Below are 5,397 nucleotides of genomic sequence, written 5' to 3' on the forward strand. Positions count from 1 at the left end.
GCGCCATCGTCATCGACGTCGGCATCAACCGCCAGGCCGACGGCCGCCTGGTCGGCGACGTGGAATACGAGGTGGCGGCGCAACGCGCCAGCTGGATCACCCCGGTGCCGGGCGGCGTCGGGCCGATGACCCGCGCCTGCCTGCTGGAAAATACCCTGCACGCCGCCGAACACCTGCACGACTGAGGTCGCCGGTAATGAAAAGCCCCGCGAACGCGGGGCTTTTCATTTATCGCTGCGGGTTCAGTCGGCCAGGCGCCAGGTAGTGCCGCCCTTGCCATCCTCCAGCACCACGCCCATGGCGGTGAGCTGGTCGCGAATCCGGTCGGACTCCGCCCAGTTCTTCGCCGCCCGCGCCTCCAGGCGCGCCTGGATCAGCGCCTCGACCTCGGCCGCATCGACCTTGCCCTCGGCGCCCGCCTGCAGGAAGGCTTCCGGCTCCAGCTGCAGCACCCCCAGCAGGCCAGCCAACTGCTTCAGGCGCGCGGCCAGCGCAGCCGCCGCCGACAGGTCGCTTTCGCGCAGACGATTGACCTCCCGCGCCAGCTCGAACAGCACCGAGCAGGCACCCGCGGTATTGAAGTCGTCGTCCATCGCCGCGGCGAAGCGCTCGACATACTCCGCCGCTTCCGCCGGCGCCGCCTCGGGCAGCCCCTTGAGCGCGTTGTAGAAACGGTCCAGGGCCGCCTTGGCCTCGCGCAGGTTCTCCTCCGAGTAGTTGATCGGACTGCGGTAATGGCTGGCGATCAGCAGGTAACGCACCACTTCGGGGTGATATTTCTCCAGCACTTCGCGGATGGTGAAGAAATTGCCCAGCGACTTGGACATCTTCTCGCCGTTGATGGTGATCATCCCGCAGTGCAGCCAGGACTTGGCGTAGGGCTTGCCGGTCGCGGCCTCGCTCTGGGCGATCTCGTTCTCGTGGTGAGGGAACTCCAAGTCGTTGCCACCGCCATGGATGTCGAAGGAATCGCCCAGGCAGCAGGTGGACATCACCGAGCACTCGATGTGCCAGCCCGGGCGCCCCTCGCCCCAGGGCGACGACCAGCTCGGCTCGCCCGGCTTGGCGCCCTTCCAGAGCACGAAATCGAGCGGATCCTCCTTCGCTTCGCCCGGCTCGATCCGCGCACCGATGCGCAGGTCCTCGACCCGCCGCCGCGACAACTTGCCGTAGCCAGCGAACTTGCCGACCCGGTAGTACACGTCACCGTTGCCCGGCGCGTAGGCATAGCCCTTGTCGATCAGGGTCTGGATCATCGCGTGCATGCCGGCGATGTGATCGGTGGCGCGCGGCTCCTGGTCCGGCTTGAGGATGTTCAGCCGGGCCTCGTCCTCGTGCATCGCCGCGATCATGCGCTCGGTCAGCACATCGAACGGTTCGCCGTTCTCGTTGGCGCGATTGATGATCTTGTCATCGATATCGGTGATGTTGCGCACGTACGTCAGGTCGTAGCCACGGTGGCGCAACCAGCGGGTGATCACGTCGAACGCCACCATGCTGCGGCCGTGGCCCAGATGGCAGTAGTCGTACACGGTCATGCCGCACACGTACATGCGCACCTGGTTGCCGACCAGCGGCGTGAAGACTTCTTTGGTCTTGCTCAGCGTGTTGTAGATCTGCAGCACGGTCTTTCCTCAGCCCTGTCCCCAGGAGTCACGCAGGGTGACGGTACGGTTGAACACCGGCTTGCCCGGCCTGGAGTCCTTCAGGTCGGCGACGAAATAGCCTTCGCGCTCGAACTGGAAGCGATCCTCCGGGTTCGCCTGGCCCAGCGACGGCTCGGCGCGACAGCCGGTCAGTACCTGCAGGGAGTCGGCGTTGATGTTGTCGAGGAAGCTGCCGCCCTCTTCCGCCTTCTCCGGATTGGCCGAGCGGAACAGCCGATCGTACAGGCGCACTTCGCACTCGACGCTGCCCTCGGCCGGCACCCAGTGGATCACGCCCTTGACCTTGCGGCCTTCCGGGTTCTTGCCCAGGGTGTCCGGATCGTAGCTGCAGCGCAGTTCGACGATATTGCCGTCGGCATCCTTGATCGCTTCGTCGGCACGGATCACGTAGCTGCCGCGCAGACGCACCTCGCCACCGGGGATCAGGCGCTTGTAGCCGGCCGGCGGGACTTCCTCGAAGTCACCGGCATCGATGAACAGCTCGCGACCGAACGGCAGTACGCGCACCCCCATGTCTTCCTTCGGATGACGCGGCAACTCGAGGTTCTCCACCTGCCCTTCGGGGTAGTTGGTGATCACCACCTTGAGCGGTTGTAGCACGCACATGGCACGCGGCGCGGTGGCGTCCAGGTGGTCGCGTATGCTGAACTCGAGCATGCCGATGTCGACCACGCCGCTGGCGCGGTTCACCCCGATCATCTCGCAGAAGTTGCGGATCGACTCCGGGGTGTAGCCGCGGCGGCGATAGCCGGACAGGGTCGACATGCGCGGATCGTCCCAGCCGCTGACATGGCCTTCGTCGACCAGTTGCTTGAGCTTGCGCTTGCTGGTCACGGTGTAGTTCAGGTTGAGCCGGGAGAATTCGTACTGGCGCGGTTGCGCAGGTACCGGCAGGTTGGCCAGGAACCACTCGTAGAGCGGACGATGGTCTTCGAATTCCAGGGTGCAGATCGAATGGGTGATGCCCTCGATGGCGTCCGACTGACCGTGGGTGAAGTCGTAGCTCGGGTAGATGCACCACTTGTCGCCGGTCTGGTGGTGATGCGCATGGCGGATGCGGTACAGGATCGGGTCGCGCAGGTTCATGTTCGGCGAACCCATGTCGATCTTCGCCCGCAGCGAACGGGCGCCGTCGGGGAACTCACCGGCCTTCATGCGGGCGAACAGGTCGAGGTTCTCCTCCACCGAACGGTCACGGTAAGGGCTGTTGCGGCCCGGCTCGGTGAGGGTACCGCGGTATTCGCGCATTTCCTCGGGACCGAGGTCGCAGACGAACGCCTTGCCGGCCTTGATCAGCTCGATGGCCCAGGCATGCAGCTGGTCGAAATAGTTGGAGGCATAGCAGACCTCGCCGGACCACTGGAAGCCCAGCCACTTGATGTCGGCCTCGATGGCATCGATGTACTCCTGGTCTTCCTTGGCCGGGTTGGTGTCATCGAAGCGCAGATGGCAATCGCCAGCGAATTCCTGGGCCAGGCCGAAGTTCAGGCAGATCGACTTGGCGTGGCCGATGTGCAGGTAACCGTTGGGCTCCGGGGGGAAACGGGTGACGATCTTCGCGTGCTTGCCGGCATCCAGGTCGGCTTGAACGATCTGGCGCAGGAAGTTCGGGGCGGCGGTGGTCTCTGGCTTGCTCATGGGATCCTTGGTCATGCTCTCGCCCGACCAGGGTAGGCCGGGCAAATCAAAGCGCTTATCATAGCCGAAGCTGTCAACCCCCTGACAGGCCTTCGATTTTCACGACAAAGCGGATTACCCACATGATCAAGCTGCATACCAACCATGGCGTCATCACCCTGAAGCTCGATGAAGAGAAAGCCCCGGAAACCGCGGCGAACTTCAAGGAGTACGTGAAAAGTGGCCACTACGACAACACCGTCTTCCACCGCGTGATCAACAACTTCATGATCCAGGGCGGCGGTTTCGAGCCGGGCATGAAGCAGAAGCCCACTCGCGCGCCGATCAAGAACGAAGCCAACAACGGCCTGACCAACAAGGTCGGCAGCATCGCCATGGCTCGTACCATGGACCCCCATTCGGCCAGCGCGCAGTTCTTCATCAACGTCGCCGACAACGATTTCCTCAACCACACCGCCCCCACCACCCAGGGCTGGGGCTATGCCGTCTTCGGCGAAGTGGTCGAGGGCATGGACGTGGTCAACAAGATCAAGGGCGTGGCCACCACCATGCGCAGCGGCCACCAGGACGTGCCGGCCGAGGACGTGATCATCGAGAAGGCCGAAATCGTCGAAGAATGAAGCGATGAGCGTCCTGTTCATCTCGGACCTGCATCTCGAAGCGGAACGCCCGGACATCACCCGGGCGTTTCTGTCTTTCCTCGATGAGCGCGCCCGCCGGGCCGAGGCCCTGTACATCCTCGGCGACTTCTTCGAAGCCTGGATCGGCGACGACGGCATGGACGCCTTCCAGCGCTCCATCGCCCAGTCCCTGCGCCAGGTGGCCGACGGCGGTACGCGCATCTACCTGATGCACGGCAATCGCGACTTCCTCATCGGCAAGGCGTTCTGCCGCGAGGCCGGATGCACGCTGCTGCCCGACCCGAGCGTGATCGACCTGTACGGCGAGCCGGTATTGCTGATGCACGGGGACAGCCTGTGCACCCGCGACGAGGCCTACATGCGCCTGCGCCGCTGGCTGCGCAACCCGCTCACGCTCTGGGTACTGCGCCACCTGCCGCTGGCCACCCGGCACAAGCTGGCACGCAAGCTGCGCAAGGAAAGCCGCGCGCAGACCCGCATGAAAGCCGTCGACATCATCGATGTCACACCCGAAGAAGTGCCCCGAGTCATGCGCAGGCATGGCGTGCGTACCCTGATCCACGGCCACACTCATCGGCCGGCCGAACACCCGCTGGACATCGACGGCCAGCCCGCCCGGCGCATCGTGCTCGGCGACTGGGACCACCAGGGCTGGGCCCTGGAGGTCGACGCCAACGGCCATCGCCAGGCGCCCTTCCCGCTCTGACCCACCCAGGCCCGCCATGCGGGCCTTTCAGCGAAACATTATGCGATTCGCATTTTTTCCGCCGTCCATCTTGACGTTGCGGGCCACCTTTCAGCAGGATCGCGCTCCCCCACCCCGCATCAAGGAATGATCGTGATCATCTCGAAGGGAAACCTCATCAAGTTCGTCGCCGCCCCCCTCGGCGTGCTCGCCCTCGGCTTCGGCCTGTTCAACGGCGTGTTCTTCTATAACGAAGCCGGCTTCATGACCCATGTAAGGACCATCTTCGGCGACGAGAAGATCGTCGATGACGTCGGCTACGCGACCAAGTGGTTCGGTCGCGCCACCACCTGGAAGAAGGCCATCAGCGTGCAGTCCGTGCTGGTCATGGACGATAACGACACCAATCCGGACAACGACGGCCTCGGCGCCACCATCGAGGCTTTCCCGATCGTGTTTCTCGGCAACGTCGACGCCAAGGTCGAATCTTCCGCGCGCTTTCGCCTGCCCGGCGGCGAGCCGTTCCTGAAGATGGCCCAGGAATACCGCAACCCGGACAATTTCATCCGCACCGCACTGGTGCCGGCGATCAAGGAAACCCTCCAGGCCACCGCTTCGCTGATGAGCGCCGACGACTACTACGCCGGAGCCCGCAGCGAATTCGCCGCCGAGTTCGAGAACCAGCTCAACGACGGCCTGGAGGATCGCGGTCTGGTGCGGAATGGCGCCGCGCGGCCCGCGGACTTCCTTGCGCTTGATCAGGTAC

General features: G+C 64.3%; 5 protein-coding genes and 1 pseudogene. 4 read left to right on the top strand and 2 right to left on the bottom strand.

Translation table 11 applies throughout. The annotated features are described in order from the left end of the window. A pseudogene (locus FFS27_RS27880) lies at positions 1-185 on the top strand (bifunctional methylenetetrahydrofolate dehydrogenase/methenyltetrahydrofolate cyclohydrolase); the annotation flags it as partial. Positions 186-242: 57 nt separating this feature from the next. Here FFS27_RS27880 and cysS read toward each other — a convergent pair. After that, positions 243-1,625 (bottom strand): cysteine--tRNA ligase, encoded by a 1,383-nt coding sequence (cysS, locus tag FFS27_RS27885; protein ID WP_003113587.1) that lies wholly within the window; start codon positions 1,623-1,625, stop codon positions 243-245. A gap of 9 nt (positions 1,626-1,634) precedes the next feature. Further along, positions 1,635-3,305, bottom strand: a complete 1,671-nt coding sequence (locus FFS27_RS27890; protein ID WP_021264605.1) for a glutamine--tRNA ligase/YqeY domain fusion protein — start codon at positions 3,303-3,305, stop codon at positions 1,635-1,637. Between the two features lie 122 nt (positions 3,306-3,427). On the opposite strand from FFS27_RS27890, the gene FFS27_RS27895 reads away from it, so the two are divergent. From FFS27_RS27895 to FFS27_RS27905, 3 genes are all read left to right on the top strand, one after another. After that, on the top strand, positions 3,428-3,925 hold the full coding sequence (locus FFS27_RS27895) for a peptidylprolyl isomerase (protein ID WP_003087890.1): 498 nt from the start codon (positions 3,428-3,430) through the stop codon (positions 3,923-3,925). A gap of 4 nt (positions 3,926-3,929) precedes the next feature. Further along, positions 3,930-4,652, top strand: a complete 723-nt coding sequence (lpxH, locus tag FFS27_RS27900) for a UDP-2,3-diacylglucosamine diphosphatase (RefSeq protein WP_003132824.1) — start codon at positions 3,930-3,932, stop codon at positions 4,650-4,652. Between the two features lie 132 nt (positions 4,653-4,784). Continuing rightward, on the top strand, positions 4,785-5,397 hold a 613-nt coding region (locus tag FFS27_RS27905; protein WP_256659671.1), incomplete at its 3' end, for an SPFH domain-containing protein.

Origin of the sequence: Pseudomonas sp. 2VD, assembly GCF_005503585.1 — a bacterium.
Lineage (GTDB): Bacteria > Pseudomonadota > Gammaproteobacteria > Pseudomonadales > Pseudomonadaceae > Pseudomonas > Pseudomonas aeruginosa.

Excerpts from the sequence above, each read along its gene's own strand:
- FFS27_RS27890 (WP_021264605.1), bottom strand. The coding sequence starts at position 3,305 with ATGAGCAAGCCAGAGACCACCGCCGCCCCGAACTTCCTGCGCCAGATC.
- FFS27_RS27895 (WP_003087890.1), top strand. The coding sequence starts at position 3,428 with ATGATCAAGCTGCATACCAACCATGGCGTCATCACCCTGAAGCTCGAT.
- lpxH (WP_003132824.1), top strand. The coding sequence starts at position 3,930 with ATGAGCGTCCTGTTCATCTCGGACCTGCATCTCGAAGCGGAACGCCCG.